Origin of the sequence: Janthinobacterium sp. BJB401 (genome assembly GCF_013372745.1) — a bacterium.
In the GTDB taxonomy this organism is placed as follows: Bacteria; Pseudomonadota; Gammaproteobacteria; order Burkholderiales; family Burkholderiaceae_D; genus Janthinobacterium; species Janthinobacterium rivuli.
Window position 1 is genome coordinate 51,872 of the sequence record NZ_JABXFH010000013.1, and the last position, 24,979, is coordinate 76,850.

The 24,979-nt window shown below is 61.9% G+C and carries 25 protein-coding genes; all 25 read left to right on the plus strand.

Annotation, left to right across the window (positions count from 1 at the left end):
* The first annotated feature begins 17 nt into the window (after nt 1-17).
* The 25 genes from HWE17_RS11195 (at nt 18) to HWE17_RS11315 (ending at nt 24,967) form a co-directional block, all read left to right on the plus strand.
* On the plus strand, nt 18-1,145 hold the full coding sequence (locus HWE17_RS11195) for a PAS domain-containing sensor histidine kinase (RefSeq protein ID WP_176388810.1): 1,128 nt from the start codon (nt 18-20) through the stop codon (nt 1,143-1,145).
* Nucleotides 1,146-1,284: 139 nt separating this feature from the next.
* Entirely contained in the window at nt 1,285-1,965 is a 681-nt protein-coding gene (locus HWE17_RS11200) for a response regulator transcription factor (protein WP_034753797.1), read from the plus strand.
* Nucleotides 1,966-2,119: 154 nt separating this feature from the next.
* Entirely contained in the window at nt 2,120-2,827 is a 708-nt protein-coding gene (locus HWE17_RS11205; protein ID WP_176388811.1) for a transposase, read from the plus strand.
* A gap of 194 nt (nt 2,828-3,021) precedes the next feature.
* Entirely contained in the window at nt 3,022-7,722 is a 4,701-nt protein-coding gene (locus HWE17_RS11210) for a glutamate synthase-related protein (RefSeq protein WP_176388812.1), read from the plus strand.
* A gap of 69 nt (nt 7,723-7,791) precedes the next feature.
* A complete protein-coding gene (locus tag HWE17_RS11215; RefSeq protein ID WP_070257787.1) occupies nt 7,792-9,255 on the plus strand; it encodes a glutamate synthase subunit beta in 1,464 nt (487 codons plus the stop codon).
* Between the two features lie 260 nt (nt 9,256-9,515).
* On the plus strand, nt 9,516-10,325 hold the full coding sequence (locus HWE17_RS11220; RefSeq protein ID WP_034781028.1) for an ABC transporter ATP-binding protein: 810 nt from the start codon (nt 9,516-9,518) through the stop codon (nt 10,323-10,325).
* On the plus strand, nt 10,322-11,104 hold the full coding sequence (gene mlaE / locus HWE17_RS11225; RefSeq protein WP_035823119.1) for a lipid asymmetry maintenance ABC transporter permease subunit MlaE: 783 nt from the start codon (nt 10,322-10,324) through the stop codon (nt 11,102-11,104). Before HWE17_RS11220 ends, mlaE begins: the two co-directional genes overlap by 4 nt.
* Nucleotides 11,105-11,184: 80 nt before the next feature.
* On the plus strand, nt 11,185-11,655 hold the full coding sequence (gene mlaD, locus HWE17_RS11230) for an outer membrane lipid asymmetry maintenance protein MlaD (protein WP_034753810.1): 471 nt from the start codon (nt 11,185-11,187) through the stop codon (nt 11,653-11,655).
* Entirely contained in the window at nt 11,652-12,533 is an 882-nt protein-coding gene (locus HWE17_RS11235; protein WP_035823117.1) for a VacJ family lipoprotein, read from the plus strand. The genes mlaD and HWE17_RS11235 overlap by 4 nt, the downstream gene beginning before the upstream one ends.
* Nucleotides 12,534-12,604: 71 nt before the next feature.
* Nucleotides 12,605-13,240, plus strand: coding sequence for a phospholipid-binding protein MlaC (locus HWE17_RS11240; RefSeq protein WP_176388813.1), 636 nt, complete (start codon nt 12,605-12,607; stop codon nt 13,238-13,240).
* Nucleotides 13,241-13,292: 52 nt separating this feature from the next.
* Entirely contained in the window at nt 13,293-13,640 is a 348-nt protein-coding gene (locus HWE17_RS11245) for a lipid asymmetry maintenance protein MlaB (RefSeq protein WP_035823111.1), read from the plus strand.
* A 211-nt stretch (nt 13,641-13,851) separates the two neighbouring features.
* Entirely contained in the window at nt 13,852-14,769 is a 918-nt protein-coding gene (locus tag HWE17_RS11250) for an ABC transporter ATP-binding protein (RefSeq protein ID WP_035823109.1), read from the plus strand.
* Complete coding sequence (locus HWE17_RS11255) at nt 14,766-15,527, plus strand: ABC transporter permease (RefSeq protein ID WP_034753822.1); 762 nt, start codon at nt 14,766-14,768, stop codon at nt 15,525-15,527. Before HWE17_RS11250 ends, HWE17_RS11255 begins: the two co-directional genes overlap by 4 nt.
* A gap of 70 nt (nt 15,528-15,597) precedes the next feature.
* Entirely contained in the window at nt 15,598-15,834 is a 237-nt protein-coding gene (locus HWE17_RS11260; protein WP_034753824.1) for a BolA family protein, read from the plus strand.
* A gap of 4 nt (nt 15,835-15,838) precedes the next feature.
* Nucleotides 15,839-17,089 carry a UDP-N-acetylglucosamine 1-carboxyvinyltransferase gene (gene murA / locus HWE17_RS11265; RefSeq protein ID WP_035823107.1) on the plus strand — a complete coding sequence of 417 codons (1,251 nt, stop codon included), beginning with the start codon at nt 15,839-15,841 and terminating at the stop codon, nt 17,087-17,089.
* Nucleotides 17,090-17,101: 12 nt separating this feature from the next.
* On the plus strand, nt 17,102-17,782 hold the full coding sequence (gene hisG, locus HWE17_RS11270; protein WP_035823105.1) for an ATP phosphoribosyltransferase: 681 nt from the start codon (nt 17,102-17,104) through the stop codon (nt 17,780-17,782).
* Between the two features lie 26 nt (nt 17,783-17,808).
* Entirely contained in the window at nt 17,809-19,134 is a 1,326-nt protein-coding gene (gene hisD, locus HWE17_RS11275; protein ID WP_176388814.1) for a histidinol dehydrogenase, read from the plus strand.
* Nucleotides 19,131-20,072, plus strand: coding sequence for a site-specific DNA-methyltransferase (locus HWE17_RS11280; protein ID WP_176388815.1), 942 nt, complete (start codon nt 19,131-19,133; stop codon nt 20,070-20,072). Before hisD ends, HWE17_RS11280 begins: the two co-directional genes overlap by 4 nt.
* A gap of 22 nt (nt 20,073-20,094) precedes the next feature.
* The gene (hisC, locus tag HWE17_RS11285) at nt 20,095-21,189 is read left to right on the plus strand and encodes a histidinol-phosphate transaminase (protein WP_176388816.1); all 1,095 of its coding nucleotides are present in this window, start codon (nt 20,095-20,097) and stop codon (nt 21,187-21,189) included.
* Between the two features lie 19 nt (nt 21,190-21,208).
* Nucleotides 21,209-21,799: an imidazoleglycerol-phosphate dehydratase HisB gene (hisB, locus tag HWE17_RS11290; RefSeq protein WP_010402123.1), complete on the plus strand. Its 591-nt coding sequence runs from the start codon at nt 21,209-21,211 to the stop codon at nt 21,797-21,799.
* Between the two features lie 38 nt (nt 21,800-21,837).
* Nucleotides 21,838-22,476, plus strand: a complete 639-nt coding sequence (hisH, locus tag HWE17_RS11295; RefSeq protein WP_176388817.1) for an imidazole glycerol phosphate synthase subunit HisH — start codon at nt 21,838-21,840, stop codon at nt 22,474-22,476.
* Nucleotides 22,477-22,531: 55 nt separating this feature from the next.
* Complete coding sequence (gene hisA, locus HWE17_RS11300; RefSeq protein WP_034753842.1) at nt 22,532-23,305, plus strand: 1-(5-phosphoribosyl)-5-[(5-phosphoribosylamino)methylideneamino]imidazole-4-carboxamide isomerase; 774 nt, start codon at nt 22,532-22,534, stop codon at nt 23,303-23,305.
* A gap of 60 nt (nt 23,306-23,365) precedes the next feature.
* Complete coding sequence (gene hisF / locus HWE17_RS11305) at nt 23,366-24,127, plus strand: imidazole glycerol phosphate synthase subunit HisF (protein WP_058049664.1); 762 nt, start codon at nt 23,366-23,368, stop codon at nt 24,125-24,127.
* A 34-nt stretch (nt 24,128-24,161) separates the two neighbouring features.
* On the plus strand, nt 24,162-24,599 hold the full coding sequence (gene hisI, locus HWE17_RS11310) for a phosphoribosyl-AMP cyclohydrolase (RefSeq protein ID WP_034753847.1): 438 nt from the start codon (nt 24,162-24,164) through the stop codon (nt 24,597-24,599).
* Nucleotides 24,596-24,967 carry a phosphoribosyl-ATP diphosphatase gene (locus tag HWE17_RS11315; RefSeq protein WP_034753849.1) on the plus strand — a complete coding sequence of 124 codons (372 nt, stop codon included), beginning with the start codon at nt 24,596-24,598 and terminating at the stop codon, nt 24,965-24,967. Before hisI ends, HWE17_RS11315 begins: the two co-directional genes overlap by 4 nt.
* Nucleotides 24,968-24,979: the final 12 nt, after the last annotated feature.

Genomic DNA, 24,979 nt, shown 5'->3' on the forward strand with positions numbered 1-24,979 from the left:
CCTGCCAGGTATAACGCATGCTGCCCTTTCTCCTTCTGCTGCTTGCCGGCGTCATCCTCATGGCGCTGCGTTTCGTCCAGTTGCGCCGCGCCCTGCTGCGCGCGCGGGCGGGCGAGACGCAGTTCCGCCTGCTGGCCGAGCACGGCCGCGACGCGGCCTTCCTGCTCGACGCCACCAGCCTCGAATTGCTCTACATCAGCCCTGCCGCGCAGCGCCTGACGGGCCATGACCTGGCCGCCTTGCAGAGCCACGCGGCGCGCCTGGCGCAAGACGTGCCGGCCCGGCTGCAACGCTGGCGCGATGGCGATACCAGCCGTTTGACCTTGCTGCGCGAAGTGGAATTGCCGCACGCCGACGGTCGCTTGCTGGCGCTGGAAATCAGCTCGACCATCGTGCCCGCGGCGGCGGGGCGGGGCGTGACCTTGGCGGGCACGGTGCGCGACGTCAGCGCCATCGAGGCGCAGGAAGCCGAGCGGGAAAAGGAGCAGAAGCGCTTCGCTTCGATGCTGTCGCATGAATTTCGCACGCCGCTGGCCACGATCGACGGCGCCATCCAGCGCCTCGTCTCGACTTCCACGCAAGCGGACGAGGCCACGCGCAAGCGCTACGTGAAAATCCAGACGGCCGTCGACCGTTTGTTGTCCATGATCGACGACTACCTGTCACCTGAACGCATGGCGGCCATCGGCCGCGAGCGGACCGTCGACGGCATCGCGCCGCTGGCCTTGCTGCAGCAAGCGGCCGCCACCGTGCCGGCCAGCCACACGGTGCAGCTGGAACTCGACGAAGACTTGCCGGCCAGGCTGCGCTGCGACGTGCCCGGCATGGCCCTGTGCCTGAAAATTCTGCTCGACAACGCCGTCAAGTTCAGCCCGCCGGGCAGCGCCATCGCCTTGTCGGCCAGGCTGGTGCCCGAGGGCGGCGTGGCGCTGTGCGTGCGCGATGCGGGTCCCGGCTTGCGGGAAGAGGAACTGGCGCAGCTGTTCGACAAAAGTTTCCGTGGAATCGATGCCACGCATCCCGGTGCGGGCCTGGGCCTGTACATGGCGCGCGCCGTGGTGGAGGTGCATGGCGGGAGTTTGCAGGGGCATAATCTGCCCGAAGGAGGGGCGCTTTTCCGGATTTGGCTGCCGCTTCCTGTCTAGACAAGGAAAAGCCTTGCTTCCGCTGAAGGCAACCGTGATAATTCCTTGACGTAAACCTATTGTGCCGTCCATGATGGTGTAGAAGTGCATGGCATGATTTTGCCCTCGGTGTGCTCACTAACGGAAGAATGGCGTTGCAATGACGAAAATACTGATCGTCGAAGACAATCTCGACTACGCCGAAGACATGGCGGAGTTCCTCGTTGAGCTCGAACACGAAGTCCATATCACCAGCTCCGCTGGCGGCATGTGGACCGCGTTGAGTCATGGCAATGTCGGCGTGGTCGTACTGGACCTGGGCTTGCCTGATGAAGACGGTTTCAACGTCATCCCCCGCATGCGCCAGCTGTATCCACAAATCGGCGTGCTGGTGCTGACGGGGCGTGTCGCTTTCGACAGCCGCATCCTGGGTTTGCGCCTCGGTGCCGACCACTATCTGACCAAGCCGATCAAATTCCCCGAACTGGCCGCCCACATCGAGGCGCTCGACCGCCGCGTCGGTCCGCAAGATCCCGTACCCGAGCCGGGCAAGTGGACCTTGAAAGTAAGCGCTCGCCAACTTGAGCTGATGGGCGCCGTGATCGCCCTGACGGAGAAGGAATTCAACTTCCTGCACCTGCTCACCATCAACACCCGCCCCGTGCCGCGCGACGTCATCGTGGCCGGCATGGGCGGCGAAGATCCCGATGCGGGCCGCCGAGTCGACATGCTCGTGTACCGCCTGCGCAAGAAAGCCAAGACGGGCCTGGGCCAGGACTTGCCGCTGCGCAGCGCGTATGGCGAGGGCTACAGCCTGTCGGCCAGTTTCAACCTGTCCTGATAGTCCCTATTGCGCCGTCCACAAGTGGTCGGCGCGATAAAAGGGACAGAGTCAACCGCTTTTTACAGCATTTTAAATAAAACAGGGTCAGAGTCGCGCCACTCGCGCATACTGTGTAGAATCAAGGCCTTAGCCTATTTTACTGACGCTTGCCATGGCCCGTTTGCCCCGCCTCATCATTCCAGCACTGCCCCATTACGTGATCCAGCGCGGCAGCAACCGCCAGAACGTGTTCCAGGACGCCGCCGACTACGCGCAGTTTTTGTCCTGGCTGAAAACGGGCGCAAAAATGTTCAAGGTGGCCATTCACGCCTATGTTTTATTGCCTGATCAGCTACATTTACTGGCCACACCCGGCGATGCGACGGGCCTGGGGCAGCTGATGCAGTGGCTGGGACGTTATTACGTGCCGTATTTCAACCAGAAATATGGCCGGGAAGGGGCATTGTGGCAGGGACGCTACAAAACGTCCGTCATCGATCCCGACAATTTCTTCCTCACTTGCTGCCGCTACCTGGAATGCGTGCCCGTGCAAACGGGCCTGGCGGCTCAGGCGCTCGACCATGCTTGGTCCAGCTATGCCCACCATGCGGGCGTGCGACCCGATCCCGTCATCACCGACCACGCGCTGTACTGGGCGCTGGGCAACACGCCGTTCGACCGCGAGGCGGCGTACCTGCGCCTGTTCGAGCAAGGCCTGGGCAGCAGCCAGGTGAAGGTCGTGGAGCAGGCTGTGCTGAAGGGCTGGCCGCTCGGTTCCGACGCTTTCAAGCAGGCGCTGGAGCAGAAAATGCAGCGGCAAGTGCTGCCTGCCAAGCGCGGCCGTCCCCGCAAAGTCGTGGCCGAATCAGACGCTAATTGAAAAGCATTCGCATTTAAAACAAAAAATGGTTCCTTTCTTATCTTTTATTGAAATTGCTGCGACTATGTCCCTATTAAATTTTTGGAGCGACGGAATTGAATTTAATTCGACTCCGACCCTAATTGTTCTGGTTGAGTTTTTTGTTGCGTTGCACTACTCTAGTTTTTCGATAGTCATATGCAGCGGAGAAGCCCATGAAAGCGCAAGGCCTGTACGACCCAGCCAATGAACACGATGCCTGCGGCGTCGGTTTCGTCGCCCATATCAAGGGCAACAAGACCCATTCGATCGTCGAACAGGGTTTGCTGATACTGAAAAACCTCGATCACCGGGGCGCCGTGGGCGCCGATGCGCTGATGGGCGATGGCGCCGGCATCCTGATCCAGATTCCTGACCAGTACTACCGCGAAGAAATGGCCAAGCAGGGCGTGGAATTGCCGCCGCCTGGCGAATATGGCGTGGGCATGGTCTTCCTGCCGAAGGAACATGCATCGCGCATCGCTTGCGAACAGGAAATCGAACGCGCCGTGCGCATCGAAGGACAAGTCGTGCTGGGATGGCGCAACGTGCCCATCGATACGGACATGCCGATGTCGCCCACCGTGCGCGCCAAAGAGCCCGTCATTCGCCAGATTTTCATCGGCCGCGGTCCGGACATCATGGTCACCGACGCGCTCGAGCGCAAACTGTATGTGATCCGCAAATCCTCGGGCCACGCCATCCAGGCCTTGAAACTGCTGCACGGCAAGGAATTCTTCGTGCCGTCGATGTCGGCCCGTACGATTGTGTACAAGGGCTTGCTGCTGGCCGACCAGGTGGGCGTGTACTACAAGGACTTGCAGGACGCGCGCTGCATCTCGGCCCTGGCCCTCGTGCACCAGCGTTTCTCGACGAATACTTTCCCGGAATGGCCGCTGGCCCACCCGTACCGCCTGATCGCGCACAATGGCGAGATCAACACCGTCAAAGGCAACTTCAACTGGATGCGTGCGCGCGAAGGCGTCATGAAGTCGGCCGTGCTGGGCGACGACCTGCAAAAGCTGTTCCCCCTGATCTATGAAGGCCAGTCCGACACGGCGTGCTTCGACAATGCGCTCGAGCTGCTGTTGATGGCAGGTTATCCGATCGCCCAGGCGATGATGATGATGATTCCGGAAGCGTGGGAAAACCACACGACGATGGATGACAACCGCCGCGCCTTCTATGAATACCACGCGGCCATGATGGAACCGTGGGATGGCCCCGCCGCCATGGCGTTTACGGACGGCCGCCACATCGGCGGCACCCTGGACCGCAACGGCTTGCGTCCCGCGCGCTACATCGTCACGGACGACGACCTGGTGGTGATGGCGTCGGAATCGGGCGTGCTGCCGATCCCGGAATCGAAAATCATCCAGAAATGGCGCTTGCAGCCTGGCAAAATGTTCCTGATCGACCTGGAAGCGGGCCGCATCATCGACGACCAGGAACTGAAAAACACTTACGCCAACGCCAAGCCGTATAAAGCGTGGATCAACTCGGTGCGCATCAAGCTCGACGAGATCAAGCTGGCCGAAGGCCAGGCGAAGCTGGACCGCGCGCAAGGCGAAAAAGAGCAGCCATCGTTGCTGGACCGCCAGCAAGCGTTCGGTTATACCCAGGAAGACTTGAAATTCCTCATGGCGCCAATGGCCGTGGCCGGCGAAGAAGCGACGGGCTCGATGGGCAATGACTCGCCGCTGGCCGTCATGTCGAACAAGTTGAAGCCTTTGTATAACTACTTCAAGCAGCTGTTCGCGCAAGTGACGAACCCGCCGATCGACCCGATCCGCGAGGCGATGGTGATGTCGCTCGTGTCCTTCATCGGCCCGAAACCGAACTTGCTCGATACCAACAACGTCAATCCGCCGATGCGCCTGGAAGTGGCGCAGCCCGTGCTTGGCTTTGACGACATGGCCCGTTTGCGCAACATCAGCGCCCACACGGGCGGCAAGTTCAAGTCCTACGAACTGGACATCTGCTACCCGCTGGCCTGGGGCAAGGAAGGCGTGGAAGCCTGCCTGGCCTCGCTGTGCGCGGAAGCCGTCGACGCCGTCAAGTCCGGCCACAACATCCTGATCGTCTCGGACCGCGCCATTTGCGCGGATCAGGTGGCGATCCCTGCGCTGCTGGCCACCTCGACCGTGCACCAGCACTTGGTGAGCAAGGGCTTGCGCGCCTCCACCGGCCTCGTCGTGGAAACAGGCTCGGCGCGCGAAACGCACCACTTCGCCTTGCTGGCCGGCTACGGCGCGGAAGCCGTCCACCCCTACCTGGTCATGGAAACCCTGGCCGAGATGGCGCACGGCTTGCCGGGCGATTTGTCGGGCGACAAAGCCATCTATAACTACACCAAGGCGGTGGGTAAAGGCTTGATGAAGGTCATGTCGAAGATGGGCATTTCGACCTACATGTCGTACTGCGGCGCGCAAATCTTTGAAGCCATCGGCCTGAACAAGTCGCTGGTGGACAAATACTTCAAGGGCACGGCGTCGAACGTGGAAGGCATCGGCGTGTTTGAAGTGGCGGAAGAAGCGCTGCGCCTGCACGCGCTGGCCTTCGGCAACGATCCTGTATTGGCCGACAAGCTCGACGCAGGCGGCGAGTACGCGTTCCGCGTGCGCGGCGAAGACCACATGTGGACGCCGGATGCGATTGCAAAGCTGCAGCACTCCACGCGCAGCAACAATTTCTCCAGCTACAAGGAATATGCGCAAATCATCAACGACCAGAGCCGTCGCCACCTGACCCTGCGCGGCCTGTTCGAGTTCAAGCTCGACCCGACCAAGGCCATCCCGCTCGATGAAGTGGAACCGGCCAAGGAAATCGTCAAGCGTTTTGCTACCGGCGCCATGTCGCTCGGCTCGATCAGCACGGAAGCGCACGCGACCCTGGCCGTCGCCATGAACCGCATCGGCGGCAAGTCGAACACGGGCGAGGGCGGCGAAGATCCGAACCGCTACACGCAGGAATTGAAGGGCATCCCGATCCGCCAGGGCGACACCATGGCTTCCATCGTGGGCGCCGAGCAGATCGTCGTCGATATTCCGCTGCAGGAAGGCGATTCCATGCGTTCGCGCATCAAGCAGGTGGCGTCGGGACGTTTCGGCGTCACGGCCGCCTACCTGAACTCGGCCGACCAGATCCAGATCAAGATGGCGCAAGGCGCGAAACCGGGCGAGGGCGGCCAGTTGCCGGGCCATAAAGTGTCGGAATACATCGCCAGCCTGCGCTTTTCCGTGCCGGGCGTGGGCCTGATTTCGCCGCCGCCGCACCACGATATCTATTCCATCGAAGATCTGGCGCAGCTGATCCATGACTTGAAGAACGCCAATCCGCGCGCGTCGATTTCCGTCAAACTGGTGTCGGAAGTGGGTATCGGCACGGTGGCCGCCGGCGTGACCAAGGCGAAAGCCGACCACGTGGTCGTTGCCGGCCATGACGGCGGCACGGGCGCCTCGCCATTGTCGTCCGTGAAGCATGCGGGCACGCCGTGGGAGCTGGGTCTGGCCGAAACGCAACAAACCTTGGTCTTGAACGGCTTGCGCAGCCGCATCCGCGTGCAGGCCGATGGCCAGATGAAGACGGGCCGCGACGTGGTCATCGCCGCCTTGCTGGGCGCCGACGAGATCGGTTTCGCCACGGCGCCGCTGGTGGTCGAAGGCTGCATCATGATGCGCAAATGCCATTTGAATACGTGTCCGGTGGGCGTGGCCACGCAAGATCCCGTGCTGCGCGCCAAGTTCTCGGGCAAACCCGAGTATGTCGTCAATTACTTCTTCTTCGTTGCCGAAGAAGCCCGTCAATTGATGGCGCAGCTGGGCATCCGCACGTATGACGAACTGATCGGCCGTGTCGACTTGCTCGACAAATCGAAGGCGATTTCGCACTGGAAGGCGCAGGGCCTGGACTTCTCGGCCATCTTCCACAAGCCGGAAACCCCGGATGGCCAAGCCTGCCGCCACGTGGAATTCCAGGACCATGCACTGGAAAAGGCGCTCGACCACAAGCTGATCGCGCAAGCGCGCGCGGCGCTGGAAAAGGGCGAGCGCGTTTCCTTCATCTCGCCCGTACGCAACCTGAACCGCACGGTGGGCACCATGCTGTCCGGCGAAGTGGCGAAGAAATACGGTCACGCCGGCTTGCCGGACGACACCATCCACATTCAATTGCAAGGCACGGCGGGCCAGTCGGCCTGCGCCTTCCTGGCGCACGGCATCACGATCGACCTGGTGGGTGAAGGCAACGATTACGTCGGTAAAGGCCTGTCGGGCGGGCGCATCATCGTGCGGCCCAATACCGAGTTCCGCGGCTGGGCCGTGGACAACATCATCATCGGCAATACGGTGCTGTACGGCGCCATCGCCGGCGAAGCCTTCTTCAATGGCGTGGCCGGTGAACGCTTTGCCGTGCGCAACTCGGGCGCCACCACGGTGGTCGAGGGCTTGGGCGACCATGGCTGCGAATACATGACGGGCGGCACGGTCGTGGTCCTGGGCAACACGGGACGCAACTTCGCGGCCGGCATGTCGGGCGGCATCGCCTATGTGTATGACCCGGCGGGCGACTTTGCCAGCAAGTGCAACACGGCCATGGTCAGCCTGGACAAGGTCGTGTCGGCAGCGGAACAGCATCTCGACCGTGATGCCTGGCATACGCAGCACCGCGACGGCGTGCCGGAAGCGGACGAGGTCATCCTCAAGCGCCTGATCGAACGTCACTTCAAGCACACGGGCAGCACGCGCGCCCGCGTCCTGCTGGACGACTGGGCCGCGGCGCGCGGCAAGTTCGTGAAAGTCTTCCCGAACGAATACAAGCGCGCGCTGATTGAAATGGCAGCTGACGCCGCCATGGAAGTGCAAGCCGTCGCCGCCTGAGCCAGCCGAGATGAATGTGAAGGGAGCGGCCGAGCCGCTCCCGCCAGCTAAAAATACAAAGGAACTATCGTGGGTAAAATTACCGGCTTCATGGAATTCAAGCGCCAGGACGAACACTATCTGGAGCCTGCCGCGCGCCTGAAGAACTACAAGGAATTCGTGCTGCACCTGTCGGACGCGCAAGCAACCGTGCAGGGCGCGCGCTGCATGGATTGCGGCATTCCTTTCTGCACCACGGGTTGCCCCGTAAATAACATCATTCCTGACTGGAATGACCTGGTGTACCGCGGCGCTTACCGCGAAGCGCTCGACATTTTGCATTCGACGAATAACTTCCCGGAATTTACGGGCCGCATCTGCCCGGCGCCGTGCGAATCGGCCTGCACCCTGGGCATCCACGAAGATCCGGTCGGCATCAAGTCGATCGAACATAAAATCATCGACATGGGCTGGGAGCACGGCTGGGTCACGCCGCAGCCGGCGGGTTTCAGCACGGGCAAGAAAGTGGCCATCGTCGGTTCCGGTCCTGCCGGCCTGGCCGCGGCGCAGCAGCTGGCGCGCGCCGGCCACGCCGTCACCGTGTTTGAAAAGAGCGACCGGGTCGGTGGCTTGTTGCGTTACGGCATCCCCGACTTCAAGATGGAAAAGTCGCACATCGACCTGCGCGTGAAACAGATGGAAGCCGAAGGCGTCGTGTTCCGCACCAGCGTGCTGGTGGGCAAGGATTTCCCTGCTCACGTCAACAACTGGGCCAAGGAAACCATTTTCCCGGAAGACCTGGAAAAGGAATTTGACGCCGTCATCATGGCCGGCGGCGCCGAGCAGCCGCGCGATTTGCCCGTGCCGGGCCGGGAACTGAAAGGCGTGCACTTCGCCATGGATTTCCTGCCGCTGCAAAACAAGGTCAACGCGGGCGACAAGCTCAAGGACCAGATCAAGGCCACGGGCAAGCACGTGGTGGTGATCGGCGGCGGCGACACGGGTTCCGACTGCGTCGGCACCTCGAACCGCCATGGCGCCGCCTCGGTGGCGCAGTTCGAACTGATGCCGCAGCCGCCGGAACAGGAAAACAAGCCGCTCGTCTGGCCGTACTGGCCGACCAAGCTGCGCACCTCGTCCTCGCACGAGGAAGGCTGCGAGCGCGACTGGGCCGTGGCCACCAAGCGTTTCGAAGGCAAGGGCGGCAAGGTGGAAAAGCTGATCGCCTGCCGAGTCGAGTGGAAAGACGGCAAGATGAGCGAAGTGCCAAACTCGGAATTCGAGATGAAGGCGGACCTGGTCTTCCTGGCCATGGGTTTTGTTTCACCAGTGCAACAAGTGCTGGAAGCGTTCGGCGTCGATACGGATGCGCGCGGCAATGTCAAGGCGACAACGGATGGCGCCGGCTGCTACCAGACCTCGGTGGCCAAAGTGTTTGCGGCCGGCGACATGCGCCGTGGTCAGTCGCTGGTGGTCTGGGCCATCCGCGAAGGGCGCCAGTGCGCGCGCGCCGTCGATGAGTTCCTGATGGGCGCATCCTTGCTGCCGCGTTAAAAAAACGAGCAATTGTCCGTTTTTTGCCAGGGCCACGGCGCGGATCGCGACGTGGCCTTTGTTATTTTTACTTGCCAAGTCAACAGCTGTGAATGTCATCGGACGGGGACGCGATGTGGCAGCCGAATTTCCACTACAATATCTGACTTTCGATTCATTAGTGTTGTATTCTTCCCCTTTACGGGCCTGTCCCAAGGGGTGTCTCAGCAGAGGTTGGCGTTTCTGCACTACAATACGCCATTAAAATAGTGAGCTTCGTCGTGCCAAATCTTGTTGAGATCCGTGATTTACACTTTGCCTATGGAGAACGTTCGATTTTATCGGGCCTTCAAATGGATTTCCCACGTGGAAAAGTTGTGGCCGTCATGGGTGGCTCCGGCAGTGGCAAGACGACCGTACTGCGCCTGATCGGCGGGCAGTTGCGCCCCAGTTCCGGTTCCGTGAATGTGGACGGCCAGATCGTGCATACCTTGGGAACCGACGAGCTATACCAGCTGCGCCGCAAGATGGGCATGCTGTTCCAGCACGGCGCCCTGTTTACGGACTTGACGGCGTTCGAGAACGTGGCGTTCCCTCTGCGCGAACACACGGACTTGAATGAAGAGCTGATCCGCACCCTGGTGCTGATGAAGCTGCACGCCGTGGGACTGCGCAATGCGGCGCAATTGAAGCCGGCCGAGATCTCCGGCGGCATGGGCCGCCGCGTCGCGCTGGCGCGCGCCATCGCGCTCGACCCCGAACTGATCATGTATGACGAGCCGTTCGCCGGCCTGGACCCGATTTCCATGGGCGTGACGGCCAATTTGATCCGCAATTTGAACGATGCGCTGGGCTCCACGTCTATCCTGGTATCGCACGATGTGAAGGAGTGTTTCGCCATCGCTGATTACGTCTATTTTCTGTCATCGGGCAAGATCGTGGCGCACGGCACGCCGGCCGAGATGGCCGTGTCGACGCATCCCTACGTCAAGCAGTTCGTCAATGCCGAGGCCGATGGCCCCGTTCCGTTCCATTATCCGGGCAAGTCGCTGGCCGACGACCTGGGTCTGCAGACGGGGGGCGGCCGATGATCGCGCGTTTCCTGGCGGCGATCGGAGCGTGGTTGCGTCGTTCGGTACAAGACCTCGGCTTTGCCGTGCGCTCGTTTTTTATCATCATCGCCTCGTCGGGCGGCCTGTGGCGCCGTCCGCGCCTGGTGATTGAGCAACTGTTTTTTATCGGTAATCGCTCGCTGGTGATTACCGCCGTCTCCGGCCTGTTCGTCGGCATGGTGCTGGGTTTGCAAGGCTATTACACCTTGACCACGTACGGCGCCGAGCAGTCGCTGGGCTTGCTGGTGGCGCTGTCCCTGACGCGCGAACTGGGCCCCGTCGTGACGGCGCTGCTGTTCGCCGGCCGTGCTGGCACCTCGCTGACGGCGGAAATCGGCCTGATGAAGGCGGGCGAGCAATTGTCGGCCATGGAAATGATGGCCGTCAATCCGATCCAGCGCGTGCTGGCGCCCCGTTTTTGGGCCGGCGTGATCGCCATGCCGATCCTGGGCGCCATCTTCACGGCCGTCGGCATCGTCGGCAGCTACCTGGTCGGCGTGGTGCTGATCGGCGTCGATGAAGGCTCGTTCTGGTCGCAGATGCAAGGCGGCGTGGATGTATGGAAAGAAGTGGGCAATGGCACCATCAAGAGCCTGGTGTTCGGCATCGCGGTGACCTTCATCGCGCTGTTCCAGGGGTATCAGGCACAGCCGACGCCGGAAGACGTGTCCGGCGCCACCACGCGCACGGTGGTCATTTCGTCGTTGATGGTGTGGTGGCTCGATTTCATGATGACGGCTTTGATGTTTAGCAAGTAATTGCCGATAGGCGACAAAATTATCGGCCTGGGCAGTGTTCTGCGCAGGTGGCGGCAAGTAAAAATTATTTAGGATTGTTTATGCAACGTAAATCTTTGGATGTCTGGGTCGGCTTGTTCGTCTTGCTCGGTGTGGCGGCATTGATGTTTCTGGCGCTCAAGGCCGGCAATATGAGCTCGCTGTCTTTCAGCAAGACGTATACCATTAGTGCCAAGTTCGACAATATTGGCGGCCTCAAGCCGCAGGCGCCCGTCAAGGGTGCTGGCGTGGTGGTGGGCCGGGTCTCGGAAATCGTCTTTGACGACAAGACTTACCAGGCGCTGGTGAAACTCGACATCGAAGATGGCTACAAATTTCCGAAAGACAGCTCGGCCAAGATTTTGACGGCCGGTTTGCTGGGTGAGCAATATATCGGCCTGGAAGCAGGTGGCGATCTGGCGAACCTGGCAGAGGGCGACAAGATCGCCCGTACTCAATCGGCCACAGTGCTGGAAGACCTGATCAATCAGTTCATCTACAGCAAGGCAGCGGAAGGAAAGGACAGCAAATGAGCGAGTCGACCAAACAATCCCAAGGCAGCCTGGCGCGTATCGGCCTGGCCCTGGCCATCGCCGCCAGCGTGAGCGCTTGCGCCACCGGCACCAATCCGCGCGACCCGCTGGAAGGGTACAACCGCGCCATGTTCAAGTTCAACGACACCGTTGACCAGGTGGCCCTGAAGCCGGTCGCCACGGCCTACAAGAAGGTGACGCCCTCGTTCGTGCAAACGGGCGTGGGCAACTTCTTCGGCAATTTGTCCGATGTGTGGAGCGCCATGAACAACTTGCTGCAAGGCAAGGGCGAAGCGGGCCTGCAAGACGTCGTGCGCGTCAGCATGAACTCGACCTTCGGCATCTTCGGCCTGATCGACATCGCGTCGCAGGCCGGCATTCCGAAGCATAACGAAGACTTTGGCCAGACCCTGGGCTGGTATGGCGTGCAGTCTGGTCCGTACGTGATGCTGCCGCTGCTGGGCCCATCGACCGTGCGCGACACGGCGGCCCTGCCGCTCGATATCGCGGGCGACCCATGGCGCTACAAGGATCCGGCCTATGTGCGCAATATCGGCACGGTGACGCGTGTGGTCGACAAGCGTGCCGCGCTGCTCGACGCGACCAATTTGATGGAAGCGGCCGCGCTGGACCGTTATGAATTCATCCGCGACGGCTTCCTGCAGGCGCGCGAAAGCAAGGTGTTCGATGGCGATACGGACCGCCGCGACCGCAAAGTGCCAAAAAACGACAGCAGCGACTACGAGCCCGAGTACGAGCCAAAACCGCAGCCTGCCAATGACGCGCCTGCAGCCACGGCCGCCGCGGCGGTGGCGCCAGCGGACCTCGTAACATCTGGTAGCAATACCGTTGCCTCCGAAGCCAGGCCGCAGGAGTAAACTGGATTCAAGAACACCACGGCTGCGATCAACGCCAGCCGGTGCATAGCAACACCATGAAAGGTAGAACCATGAAATTGATGAAACAACTGCTGGCGATGGCCACCATCGCCTTTGCCACCGCCGCCCAGGCCGCCCCCGCCGTGGAAGCGCCGGACGTATTGGTCAAACGCATCAGCCAGGACGTGATCGACACGGCCAAGAACGACAAGGCCATCCAGGCTGGCGATATCAAGCGCGTCACCGAATTGGTGGAAAGCAAGATCTTGCCGTACGTGGATTTCCAGCGCATGACGGCCCTGGCCGCCGGCCGCCACTGGCGCGATGCCACGCCGGACCAGCAAAAGCAACTGGCCGCGGAATTTCGCACCCTGCTGATCTACACGTACTCGGGCGCCCTGTCGCAGATCAAGAACGAAACCGTGGAATTCAAGCCGCTGCGCGCCGATCCTAGCGATACGGAAGTGGAAGTGCGCTCGCAGGTGAACGTGGCGCGCGGCGAACCCGTGCCCCTGAACTACCGCGTGGCGAAAACCCCGTCCGGCTGGAAGATCTATGACATCAACGTACTGGGCGCGTGGCTGGTGGAAACGTACAAAAGCAGCTTTGCCAGCGAGATCAGCAAGGGCGGCATCGATGGCCTGATCAAGACTTTGTCGGCAAAAAACAAGGCCCTGGCCAGCCGTCCCGCTGCCAAAGCCAAATAATCGGCTATCATATAGCTCCTGACCCAGTTCCAGACCAGCGCAGCCCGACGCCATGCCCGACTCTCTCGACACCTTGCAGTCCCTGACTTCCCTGACCGTGCACAATGCCACTTCGGCATTGGAGCAGGGTCTGGACGCCATCCGCTCGGGCCAGACGAAGTTTGACTTGCGCAACGTCAAGGCCGTCGATTCGGCAGCCGTCTCCGTCATGCTGACGTGGCAACGCGCCGCGCAGGATGCCGGCGCCGTGCTGGAGCTGAAAAACCTGCCGAACAACCTGAAAAACCTCACCAAGCTGTATGGCGTGTGCTCGCTCGTGTCGAGCACCCTGAGCGCCGACGACTGCGCCAGCGCCGGCGGCCACGCCGAACGCAGCCCGTCCGACCTGCATCATCATTGATCCTGTCCCACTCCCCGCATCAGCAGTAGCTTTCAAGCCGGCAGGCCAGCAGCGCCGCCGGATTGATCTCCAAGTGTTCCACGAATTTTCCAACTATAATTGACTGTTGCGCCGTCCTCGCCTGAAGGCGGCGCCCTGCACCGGCCTGCCGGCCTGGATGTCTCCGGCAACTGGCGCATCACACCAGACGCATTACACTTGAAACAAGCACATGACCGCAATTCAAATCACGAATGTAGAAAAGAGCTATAAATCGCTCAAGGCGCTGGGCGGCGTGTCGCTGGCCATCGAGGAAGGCGAATTCTTTGGCCTGCTTGGCCCGAATGGCGCCGGCAAGACCACCCTCATTTCCATCATCGCCGGCCTGATACGCCCCGACGCGGGCACCGTCAAGATCCATGGCCACGATGTCGTCACGGACTTCCGCAACGCGCGCCGCAACCTGGGCGTGGTGCCGCAGGAGCTGGTGTTCGACCCGTTTTTCACCGTGCGCGAAACCCTGCGCCTGCAATCCGGCTACTTTGGCCTGCCGAACAACGACAAGTGGATCGACGAGGTCATGGAAAACCTCGACCTCACCGGCAAGGCCGACACGAATATGCGCGCGCTGTCCGGCGGCATGAAGCGCCGCGTGCTCGTGGCGCAGGCGCTGGTGCACAAGCCGCCCGTCATCGTGCTCGATGAGCCGACCGCCGGCGTCGACGTGGAACTGCGCCAGACCCTGTGGAAGTTCATCTCGCGCCTGAACCGCGAAGGCGGCCACACGGTCGTGCTAACCACCCACTACCTGGAAGAGGCGCAAGCCATGTGCCAGCGCGTCGCCATGCTGAAAACCGGCAAGGTGGTAGCGCTCGACACCATGTCGGCCCTGATCCGCCGCATCGCCGGCTCGCAGCTGCAGGTGCATCTCAAAAACGGCAGCCTGCCGGCCGACCTGCGGCACCTGGTGCTGCACCCGGAAGAACAGCAGGCGCCGAACAAGTTCAGCCTGCGCGTCAACGAATACAGCGAAGTCGAAAAAATCCTCGCCCGCCTGCGTGAAGCGGGCGCCGAAATCGATGAAATGCAATTGCAACAAGCCGACCTGGAAGATATCTTCTTGCAGATCATGGATAAAGGTACCGTATGATTTCGACAGGATTTCGCACCCTCGTCTACAAAGAGACGCTGCGCTTCTGGAAAGTGGCGACGCAAACCGTGGCCGCGCCCGTGCTCACGTCGATGCTGTACCTGCTGGTGTTCGGCCATGTGCTCGACGGCCGCGTGGAGCCGAGCCCCGGCGTCAGCTACACGGCCTTTCTGATTCCCGGCCTGGTGATGATGAGCGTGCTGCAAAACGCGTTCGCCAATTCCTCGTCCTCGCTGATCCAGTCCAAGATCACGGGCAACCTGGTGTTCGTGCTGCTCACGCCCTTGTCGCACTGGGAGATATTCTCGGCGTACGTACTCGCTTCCGTCGCGCGCGGCCTGGCCGTGGGCTTTGGCGTGTTTGCCATCACCTGCTGGTTCGCCGACCTGTCGTTTGTCGCGCCGCTGTGGATCGTCGTCTTCGCCTTCCTCGGTGCCGCCATGCTGGGCACCATGGGCCTGATCGCCGGCATCTGGGCCGAGAAATTCGACCAGCTGGCCGCCTTCCAGAATTTCCTGATCATGCCGGCCACCTTTTTGTCGGGCGTGTTCTATTCGATCCATTCGCTGCCCGCCTTCTGGCAGACGGTATCGCATCTGAACCCCTTCTTTTACATGATCGACGGCTTCCGCTACGGCTTCTTCGGCGTGTCCGACGTCAGCCCGTGGCTCAGTCTTTCCATCGTCGCCGGCTTCCTCGTGATCCTGGCGCTGGCGTCGATCCGCCTGCTGAAGAGCGGCTATCGTTTGCGTCATTAATTACCTTATTAATTGCGCCGTTGATTGCGGCACATCACATCACTACATTATTCAATATCAAGGACTTATCGTGACCACCACTCCAGAACTGATCCACGGCTATCTGTCGGCCGGCCTCGAATGCACGCACCTCGAAGTGGAGGGCGATGGCCAGCACTTCCAGGCCGTGATCGTCTCGCCCGCGTTTGCCGGCAAGCGTTTGATCCAGCGTCACCAGATCGTCTACGCGGCACTGGGCGACCGCATGCGCGAGGAAATCCACGCGCTGTCGATGAAAACCCTGACACCTGAAGAATTCCAAGGATAAGCACATGGACAAGCTCCTCATCAACGGCGGCAACCGCCTGAACGGCGACATCGCCATCTCCGGCGCGAAAAACGCCGCCCTGCCCATCCTGTGCGCCGGCCTGCTGACCGCGGGCGACCTGGACCTGACCAACGTGCCGCATTTGCACGACGTGGCCACCATGTTGAAACTGCTGGGCCAGACGGGCCTGAAAGTGCAGCAGGACGGCGACCGCGTGCTCCTCAACGGCAGCGCCATCGATACCCTGGAAGCGCCGTATGAACTGGTGAAAACCATGCGCGCCTCGATCCTCGTGCTCGGCCCCCTGCTGGCGCGCTTCGGCGAAGCCAAGGTGTCCTTGCCGGGCGGCTGCGCCATCGGTTCGCGTCCTGTCGACCAGCACATCAAGGGCCTGGAAGCGCTGGGCGCCGAGATCCGCATCGAAGCGGGCTACATCTACGCCAAGTGCGCCAAGCTGAAAGGCGCGCGCATCGTCACCGACATGATCACCGTCACCGGCACCGAGAATCTGCTGATGGCCGCGACCCTGGCCGAAGGCGAGACCATCCTGGAAAACGCCGCCTGCGAACCGGAAGTAACCGACCTGGCGCACCTGCTGGTGGCCATGGGCGCGAAGATCGACGGTATCGGCACCAGCCGCCTGGTGATCCAGGGCGTGGACGCCCTGCACGGCGCCTCGCACGCGGTGATCGCCGACCGTATCGAAACGGGCACCTTCCTGTGCGCCGTGGCGGCCACCGGCGGCGACATCACCCTGCGCAACGTGCGCACCGATATCCTCGACGCGGCGCTCGACAAGCTGCGCGCCATGGGCCTGACGATGACCTTCGGCGCCGACTGGATCCGCGCCGAGATGTCGGCCCGTCCGAACCCCGTCAGCTTCCGTACGACGGAATACCCGGGCTTCCCGACCGACATGCAGGCGCAGTTCATGGCCGTCAACACGATTGCGAATGGCGCCAGCCGCGTCACCGAGACGATTTTCGAGAACCGCTTCATGCACGTACAGGAAATGAACCGCCTGGGCGCCGACATCACCATCGAAGGCAACACGGCCATCATCGCCGGCGTCAAGCAACTGCGCGGCGCGCCCGTGATGGCGACCGACCTGCGCGCTTCGGCGTCGCTGGTGATCGCGGCCCTGGCCGCCGATGGCGAAACCCTGATCGACCGCATCTATCACCTCGACCGCGGCTACGACCGCATGGAAGTGAAATTGTCGGCCGTGGGCGCCAACATCGTACGCATCAAATAACAAGGAACGAGCATGAACGGATCGAATAACGGTGACAGCTCCCAGCTGATTCTGGCGCTGTCGAAAGGCCGCATTTTTGAGGACACCATGCCGCTGCTGGAAGCGGCCGGCATCAAGGTGCTGGAAAACCCGGAGACCTCGCGCAAGCTGATTTTGGCCACCAACGATCCGAACGTGCGCGTCATCATCGTGCGTGCCAGCGACGTGCCGACCTACGTGCAGTACGGCGCGGCCGACTTCGGCGTGGCGGGCAAGGATGTCTTGCTCGAACACGGCGGCGAAGGCCTGTACCAGCCGATCGACCTGAATATCGCTTCCTGCCGCATGTCGGTGGCGGTGCAGGCCGGTTTTGACTACGAAAAGGCCGTGCATCAAGGCGCGCGTCTGCGCGTGGCGACCAAGTTCGTGCACACGGCGCGCGAGCATTTCGCCGCCAAGGGCGTGCACGTCGACCTGATCAAGCTGTATGGCTCGATGGAGCTGGCGCCTTTGGTCGGCTTGTCCGACGCCATCGTCGACCTGGTCAGCACGGGCAGCACCTTGCGCGCGAATAACCTCGTCGAGGTCGAGCACATCATGGAAATTTCGTCGCGCCTGGTGGTCAACCAGGCGGCGTTAAAACTCAAGCGCGAGCGCTTGCAGCCGATCATCGAGGCGTTTGAACGCGCCTCGCAAACCGCCTCGCAAGCCTAGACTTATTCAGTAGCAGAAAGCCGATTATGCCGATACAGATACGCAAGCTCGATTCAAGCCAGGATGGTTTCCAACAATCGCTCGACACCTTGCTGGCGTTCGAGGCGGGCACCGATGCAGCGATTGAAACGTCGGTCGCAAAAATCCTGGCCGATGTGAAAACGCGCGGCGACGCCGCCGTGCTGGAATACACCAACCGTTTCGACCGCATCCCGCATGGCGGCGCGGCGGAAATGGCGGCCTTCGATATTTCGCAAGCCGAATTGCAGGCGGCCCTGAACGGCTTGCCATCGGCCCAGCGCGAGGCGCTGCAGATCGCCGCCCAGCGCATCCGCGCCTTCCACGAACGCCAGCGCGAGGAGTTGCGCGGCTTTAGCTACACCGAGCCCGATGGCACGGTGCTGGGGCAAAAAATCACGCCGCTGGACCGGGTCGGCATCTACGTCCCGGGCGGCAAGGCAGCGTATCCATCGTCCGTGCTGATGAACGCCATTCCCGCGCACGTGGCGGGCGTGGGCGAGATCATCATGGTGGTGCCGACGCCGGACGGCGTGAAAAACCAGATGGTGCTGGCCGCCGCCGCGATCGCCGGCGTGACGCGCGTGATCACCATCGGCGGCGCGCAAGCCGTCGGCGCCCTGGCCTACGGCACGCAGACGATTGCCGCCGTGGATAAAATCGTCGGTCCCGGCAATGCCTATGTGGCCGCCGCCAAGCGCCGCGTGTTCGGCATCGTCGGCATCGACATGATCGCCGGGCCATCCGAAATTCTGGTGCTGTGCGACGGCACCACGGACCCTGACTGGGTGGCGATGGACCTGTTTTCGCAGGCCGAGCACGACGAACTGGCGCAGGCGATTCTGCTGTGCCCTGACGCCGATTACATCGCGCAAGTCGAAGAGAGCATCGCCAAGCTGCTGCCGACGATGCCGCGCCAGGCCACCATCAGCACCTCGCTGGCCGACCGCGGCGCCCTGATCAAGGTGCGCAGCATGGAAGAGGCCTGTGAAATAGCCAATTCAATCGCCGCGGAACACCTGGAAATCTCGGCGGAGAACCCGCAGCAGTGGGCCGAGCAGATCCGCCACGCGGGCGCCATGTTCCTCGGCCGCTTCTCGTCCGAATCGCTGGGTGACTATTGCTGCGGTCCCAATCACGTGCTGCCGACCTCGCGCACGGCGCGTTTCTCGTCGCCGCTGGGCGTGTACGACTTCCAGAAGCGCTCGTCCATCATTCACGTCAGTGAAGCGGGAGCGCAAACCCTGGGCCGTGTCGCCGCCACCCTGGCGTATGGCGAAGGCTTGCAGGCGCACGCGCGCAGCGCCGAACTGCGCCTGAAGCCGCAGCCATGACGAAGTTGGCGGAGCAGCCGGACTGGGTCAACCGGGTCTATTGCGAAGATGCGCTGGCGGGGCTGGCGCGCATTCCCGATGGCTCGGTGGACCTGATCCTGACGGATCCGCCGTACAACCTGGGCAAGGACTACGGCAATGCCTCGGACCAGCAGTCGGTGGCCGACTACCTGCGCTGGACGGAACAGTGGATCGATGCGGCGCTGCCCAAGCTGAAAGCCAACGGCAGCCTGTACATTTTTCTGACCTGGCGCTATTCGCCGGAGATCTTCGTCATGCTGAAACAGCGCATGGCGATGATGAATGAAATCATCTGGGACCGCCGCGTGCCGTCCATGGGCGGCAGCGTGCGCAGCTTTTCTTCGGTGCACGACACCATCGGCTTCTTCGTCAAGCGCAAGGATTACTACTTCGACCTTGACGCGGTGCGCATCGCCTACGACGCGGCCACCAAGAAAGCCCGTTCGCGCTCGATTTTCATCGGCGCGAAATGGCTGGAAGTGGGCTACAACCCGAAAGACTTGTGGAGCGTATCGCGCCTGCACAAGGAACACCCGGAACGGGCCGACCACCCGACGCAAAAGCCGCTCGAAATCATCGAGCGCATGGTGAAGGCGTCGTGCCCGCCCGGCGGCGTGGTGCTCGACCTGTTCATGGGCAGCGGCACCACGGCGCTGGCGGCCAAGCGCTGCGGGCGCGATTTCGTCGGCTTTGAATTGAACGCCGACTACTGCGCCATCATCGAGCAGCGCCTGGCGGCATTGACGCAGGAGCTTGCCGAACCGGCCACATTGGCCGCGCCCAAGCCCGCCAGGGCGGCGGCGAAAAAACCGGCGGCTGCCAAAAAGCCGGCCGCCGTGAAGAAACCGCCCGCCGTGAAAAAAACGCCGGCCCGCAAGGCGCGCAGCGCTAGCGTGCCGGAAGACGTCGTCATTTAATTTCATCAGGAGTGTTTGCAGCATGTCTTTCCTCGATCAGTTAATCAGCAACACCGTGCGCGCCGATGTGCGGGCCGTCAAAAGCTACCAGGTCGCCGATGCCAGCGGTTACATCAAACTCGATGCGATGGAAAACCCGTATCCGCTGCCGCAGCATCTGCGCGAGGAGCTGGGCGCGCGCCTGGCCGGCGTGGCGCTGAACCGCTATCCGCCGTCGTACGCCAGCCTGCAGGCAGCCATCTGCGCCAAACTGGGCGTGCCCGCCGGCTTGGACGTCATGCTGGGCAACGGCTCCGATGAACTCATTTCCATCCTGGCCATGGCGTGCGCGCACCAGGAGCCGGGCCAGCGCGCCGTGCTGCTGGCGCCCGTGCCCGCCTTCGTCATGTATGCACGCTCGGCGCAGTTTGCCGGCATGGATTTCGTCGGCGTGCCTTTGCAGGCCGACTTCAGCCTGGACATGCCGGCCATGCTGGCGGCGATTGAACAGCATCGCCCGGCGCTGGTGTTTCTCGCGTATCCAAACAACCCGACGGGCAACCTGTTTGCCACTGCCGACATCGAGCGCATTCTCGCGGCGCTCGGCGACACGGGCATCGCCGTCGTCGACGAAGCGTATGAACCGTTCGCGCAGCACAGTTTCATGGGCCGCTTGCCTGAATTTGAAAACCTGGTGGTGATGCGCACCGTGTCGAAACTGGGCCTGGCCGGCATCCGCCTCGGCTACATGTCGGCCGCGCCGGCCCTGCTGGCGCAATTCGAGAAAGTGCGCCCGCCGTACAATGTCAACGTGCTGACGCAGGCGGCGGCCGAATTCGCGCTCGATCACATCGACGTGTTGAATGCCCAGGCGGACTTGCTCAACAGCGCGCGCGATGCATTGGCGCTGCGCCTGGCAGAGTTGCCGGGCGTGACGGTATTCCCCTCGAAGGCAAATTTTCTTCTGATTCGTGTGGCGGATTCCGACGATGTTTGTGCAAAACTGCTTGCCCGCAGGGTTTTAATTAAAAATATGAGTAAAATGCATGCTGCGCTGGCCAATTGCCTGCGCATCAGCGTCAGCACCCCGGAAGAAAATTCCCTTTTTTACGATGCCTTCAAGGCATCCCTCGTTTAGCCTACCGCCAGAGCCTCCCATGAACCGCACCGCAGAAATCACGCGCAACACCAATGAGACGCAAGTTCGCGTCGCCCTCAACCTGGACGGCACGGGCCAGCAAAAGCTCAATACCGGCGTGCCCTTCCTCGACCATATGCTGGACCAGATCGCCCGCCACGGCTTGATCGACCTCGATATCGAAGCGACGGGCGACGTGCATATCGACAACCACCATACGGTGGAAGACGTGGGCATCACCCTGGGCATGGCCGTGGCCAAGGCCATCGGCGACAAGAAGGGCATCCGCCGCTACGGCCACGCGTATGTGCCGCTGGACGAGGCGCTGTCGCGCGTGGTGCTCGATTTCTCGGGTCGCCCGGGCATCGAATACCACATCCCGTTTACGCGCGCCATGATCGCCGGCTTCGACGTCGACCTGACCCTGGAATTTTTCCGCGGCTTCGTCAACCATGCGGGCGTGACCTTGCATATCGACAACCTGCGCGGCACGAATGCCCACCATCAATGCGAAACCGTGTTCAAGGCCTTTGGCCGCGCGCTGCGCATGGCTGCCGAGCTCGACGAGCGCGCGGCCGGCATCATTCCATCGACCAAGGGCAGCCTGTAAGCGCCGCTCTCGCTATATTGTAGATTCCGGGATCAAACATGAATAAAATTGTGGTGGTGGATTACGGCATGGGCAATTTGCGCTCGGTGGCGCAGGCCTTGCGCGCCGTGGCGCCGGAAGCCGACGTGCGCATTTCCGGCACTGTGGAAGACATCGACAGCGCCGACCGCATCGTCTTGCCGGGCCAGGGCGCCATGCCCGACTGCATGCGCAGCCTGCGCGAATCGGGCGTGCTCGAAGCGCTGCTGCGCGCCGCCGATAGCAAGCCCGTGCTGGGCGTGTGCATCGGCGAGCAAATGCTGTTCGACGGCAGCGAAGAGGGCGATGCGGCCGGTCTGGGCTTGCTGCCCGGCAAAGTCGTGCGCTTCCAGCTCGACGGCCAGGTGCAGGAAGACGGCTCGCGCTTCAAGGTGCCGCAAATGGGCTGGAACCAAGTGCGGCAAACGGCGTCCCATGTCATGTGGGATGGCATCGCCGACAACGCCTATTTTTACTTTGTGCACAGTTATTTTGCTCAACCTCAAGAGGCGGCGCACACGGTGGGCGAGACTGTCTATGGCGCGCCGTTCGCCTGCGCCGTCGCCCGTGATAATATTTTCGCGACACAGTTTCACCCTGAAAAAAGCGCTGCCGCTGGCTTGCAGCTGTACAAGAACTTCGTTCACTGGCAACCTTAACGTTAGCTCTCCGGCTTTTTGTCCGCCTTTCACTCACTTTTAAATCACACTGACCATGCTGCTCATTCCCGCCATCGACCTGAAAGACGGTCACTGCGTACGCCTGAAACAAGGCGATATGGAACTTGCCACCGTATTTTCCGAAGACCCGGCCGACATGGCCCGCCATTGGCTGATGCAGGGCGCGCGCCGGCTGCACCTGGTCGACCTGAACGGCGCCTTTGCCGGCAAGCCGAAGAATGAAGGCGCCGTCAAGGCCATCCTGAAAGCGGTGCAGGATTTCGCCGTGGAAAACGACATCGAGGAAATCCCCGTGCAACTGGGCGGCGGTATCCGCGACCTCGACACCATCGAGCGCTACCTTGACGCCGGCATCACCTACATCATCATCGGCACGGCGGCAGTGAAAAGCCCCGGCTTCCTGCACGACGCCTGCAGCGCCTTCCCCGGCCACATCATCGTTGGCCTCGATGCCAAGGATGGCAAAGTGGCAACGGATGGCTGGAGCAAGATGTCGGGCCACGAAGTGATCGACCTGGCGAAAAAATTCGAAGCCTACGGCGTCGAATCGATCATTTACACGGACATCGGCCGCGACGGCATGATGGGCGGCATCAATATCGACGCCACCGTCAAGCTGGCGCAAGCCGTCAAGATCCCCGTCATCGCCTCGGGCGGCCTGCACAATATCGGCGACGTGGAAGCGCTGTGCGCGGTCCAGGCCGAAGGCATCGAAGGCGTGATCTGCGGCCGTTCCATCTATGAAGGCACGATCGACCTGGCGCAGGCGCAGGAACGCGCCGACGAACTGACCGACGCCGCCGTTTAAGCCAGCCCGGCCGGGAGCGTGCCTGCGCACGCCCGGCCTGGCGACAATCTGGATACCATCATGCTTGCAAAACGTATCATCCCCTGCCTCGACGTGACCAACGGCCGCGTCGTCAAAGGCGTCAATTTCACGGAATTGCGCGATGCCGGCGACCCGGTGGAAATCGCCCGCCGCTATGACGAGCAGGGCGCCGACGAAATCACTTTCCTCGACATTACCGCTTCCAGCGACAACCGTGGCCTGATCTTCGACATCATCGAAGCCGTCGCGTCGCAAGTGTTCATTCCGCTGACCGTGGGCGGCGGCGTGCGCGTGGTGGAAGACGTGCGCCGGCTGCTCAACGCGGGCGCCGACAAGGTCAGCATCAATACCTCGGCCGTGACGAACCCGCAACTGGTGTACGAGGCGTCGCAAAAGCACGGTTCGCAATGCATCGTCGTCGCCATCGACGCCAAGCAAGTGTCACCCGGCAAGTGGGAAGTGTTTACCCATGGCGGGCGCACCGCCACGGGCCTGGACGCGTTCGCATGGGCGCGTAAAATGGAAAGCCTGGGCGCCGGCGAGATCTTGCTCACCAGCATGGACCGCGACGGCACCAAGGTGGGCTTCGACCTGGGCCTGACGCGCGGCGTGTCCGACGCCGTCAGCATTCCCGTGATCGCCTCGGGCGGCGTGGGCGGCTTGCAAGATCTGGTCGACGGCATCAAGGTGGGCCGCGCGGACGCCGTGCTGGCCGCCAGCATCTTCCACTATGGCCAGCACACGGTGCAGGAAGCCAAGCGTTTCATGGCGCAGCAGGGCATTCCCATGCGCCTGGCGTAAATAGCAGCAGTCAATATCAGCAGGATAGAAGAACATGCAAAACGGAACCATCGTAGCAAGCAATGCCAAGTGGCTGAAAAAGGTCAAATGGGACGAGCACGGCCTGGTGCCCGTGATCGCGCAGGAAGCGGGCAGCAATGACGTGCTGATGTTTGCCTGGATGAACCGCGATGCGCTGGCGCGCACGGTGGAGCTGGGCGAAGCCGTGTACTGGAGCCGTTCGCGCAAGAAACTGTGGCACAAGGGCGAAGAGTCCGGCCACACGCAAAAGGTGCTGGAAATCCGCCTCGATTGCGACGAAGACGTGGTCTTGCTGAAAATCGAGCAAGCGGGCGGCATCGCCTGCCATACGGGCCGCCACTCGTGCTTCTTCCAGAAGTTCGAAGGCGACGAGAAAACGGGCGAATGGCAAGTCACCGACCCCGTCCTGAAAGATCCTGAGACGATTTACGCGGAAAGCAAGAGCAAATGAGTGAAACCCTGAAGCGCCTGGCCGCCGTGATCGAATCGCGCAAGCTGGCCAATGGCGGCGACCCCGCCACCTCGTATGTCGCGCGCCTGTTTGCCAAGGGCGACGATGCGATTTTGAAAAAAATCGGCGAAGAGGCGACGGAAACCGTGATGGCCGCCAAGGATGCGCGCCGCGACAACGACCCGTCGAAGGTCCTGTACGAATGCGCCGACCTGTGGTTTCACAGCTTGGTGATGCTGGCGCAGTTCGACCTGACGCCGCAGCAGGTGCTCGACGAGCTGGCGCGCCGCGAAGGCCTGTCCGGCCTGGAAGAAAAGGCGGCACGCAAGGATGAATTGCGCGACGCCGGCGAAACAGACAAACACTGACCTACTGGAGCG

Excerpts from the sequence above, each read along its gene's own strand:
- HWE17_RS11255 (WP_034753822.1), top strand. The coding sequence starts at position 14,766 with ATGATTTCGACAGGATTTCGCACCCTCGTCTACAAAGAGACGCTGCGC.
- murA (WP_035823107.1), top strand. The coding sequence starts at position 15,839 with ATGGACAAGCTCCTCATCAACGGCGGCAACCGCCTGAACGGCGACATC.
- HWE17_RS11240 (WP_176388813.1), top strand. The coding sequence starts at position 12,605 with ATGAAATTGATGAAACAACTGCTGGCGATGGCCACCATCGCCTTTGCC.
- HWE17_RS11315 (WP_034753849.1), top strand. The coding sequence starts at position 24,596 with ATGAGTGAAACCCTGAAGCGCCTGGCCGCCGTGATCGAATCGCGCAAG.
- HWE17_RS11205 (WP_176388811.1), top strand. The coding sequence starts at position 2,120 with ATGGCCCGTTTGCCCCGCCTCATCATTCCAGCACTGCCCCATTACGTG.
- hisA (WP_034753842.1), top strand. The coding sequence starts at position 22,532 with ATGCTGCTCATTCCCGCCATCGACCTGAAAGACGGTCACTGCGTACGC.
- hisC (WP_176388816.1), top strand. The coding sequence starts at position 20,095 with ATGTCTTTCCTCGATCAGTTAATCAGCAACACCGTGCGCGCCGATGTG.
- mlaE (WP_035823119.1), top strand. The coding sequence starts at position 10,322 with ATGATCGCGCGTTTCCTGGCGGCGATCGGAGCGTGGTTGCGTCGTTCG.
- HWE17_RS11195 (WP_176388810.1), top strand. The coding sequence starts at position 18 with ATGCTGCCCTTTCTCCTTCTGCTGCTTGCCGGCGTCATCCTCATGGCG.
- hisB (WP_010402123.1), top strand. The coding sequence starts at position 21,209 with ATGAACCGCACCGCAGAAATCACGCGCAACACCAATGAGACGCAAGTT.
- HWE17_RS11200 (WP_034753797.1), top strand. The coding sequence starts at position 1,285 with ATGACGAAAATACTGATCGTCGAAGACAATCTCGACTACGCCGAAGAC.
- hisG (WP_035823105.1), top strand. The coding sequence starts at position 17,102 with ATGAACGGATCGAATAACGGTGACAGCTCCCAGCTGATTCTGGCGCTG.
- HWE17_RS11210 (WP_176388812.1), top strand. The coding sequence starts at position 3,022 with ATGAAAGCGCAAGGCCTGTACGACCCAGCCAATGAACACGATGCCTGC.
- hisF (WP_058049664.1), top strand. The coding sequence starts at position 23,366 with ATGCTTGCAAAACGTATCATCCCCTGCCTCGACGTGACCAACGGCCGC.
- hisD (WP_176388814.1), top strand. The coding sequence starts at position 17,809 with ATGCCGATACAGATACGCAAGCTCGATTCAAGCCAGGATGGTTTCCAA.
- hisI (WP_034753847.1), top strand. The coding sequence starts at position 24,162 with ATGCAAAACGGAACCATCGTAGCAAGCAATGCCAAGTGGCTGAAAAAG.
- hisH (WP_176388817.1), top strand. The coding sequence starts at position 21,838 with ATGAATAAAATTGTGGTGGTGGATTACGGCATGGGCAATTTGCGCTCG.
- mlaD (WP_034753810.1), top strand. The coding sequence starts at position 11,185 with ATGCAACGTAAATCTTTGGATGTCTGGGTCGGCTTGTTCGTCTTGCTC.
- HWE17_RS11235 (WP_035823117.1), top strand. The coding sequence starts at position 11,652 with ATGAGCGAGTCGACCAAACAATCCCAAGGCAGCCTGGCGCGTATCGGC.
- HWE17_RS11245 (WP_035823111.1), top strand. The coding sequence starts at position 13,293 with ATGCCCGACTCTCTCGACACCTTGCAGTCCCTGACTTCCCTGACCGTG.
- HWE17_RS11250 (WP_035823109.1), top strand. The coding sequence starts at position 13,852 with ATGACCGCAATTCAAATCACGAATGTAGAAAAGAGCTATAAATCGCTC.
- HWE17_RS11280 (WP_176388815.1), top strand. The coding sequence starts at position 19,131 with ATGACGAAGTTGGCGGAGCAGCCGGACTGGGTCAACCGGGTCTATTGC.